Origin of the sequence: Blautia sp. HCP28S3_G10, from assembly GCF_052065235.1 — a bacterium.
Classification (GTDB): domain Bacteria; phylum Bacillota; class Clostridia; order Lachnospirales; family Lachnospiraceae; genus Blautia_A.
This window is the reverse complement of the sequence record NZ_JBQHUL010000114.1, coordinates 1-326: the sequence shown is the minus strand read 5'-3', so window position 1 is coordinate 326 and position 326 is coordinate 1. Positions and strand designations below refer to the sequence as shown.

General features: G+C 49.1%; 1 protein-coding gene. It reads left to right on the top strand.

Going from position 1 to position 326, the window contains the following annotated elements; translation table 11 throughout:
- Window positions 1-326: Spy0128 family protein (locus tag ACTNB8_RS16445; protein WP_441056126.1), on the top strand; the 326-nt coding region annotated here is incomplete at both ends.

Here is a 326-nt window from a genome sequence, read left to right as displayed (position 1 = left end):
AGCCGGAACCTATGAGTATGAGGTAGCTGAGGTACAGGCTGTGCCGAACGGATACACAGCAGACAAAACAGTCTACACAGTAACCGTAACGGTAACAGACAACAAAGAGACCGGAAAACTGGAAGCATCTGTAAGCTATGGAGAGGATGCGGAAGGAAAAGAGCGGAAGGGAATCACCTTTGCCAATACGTACAAGGCAGATGGAACGACAGCGAAGATCGAGGCAGAGAAGACTGTCAATGGAGAAGCAGCAACAGGAAGCCAGTTCCACTTTACGCTGACACCAAAGACAGATGGCGACAAGAATGAAGCCCAGAATGTGACAA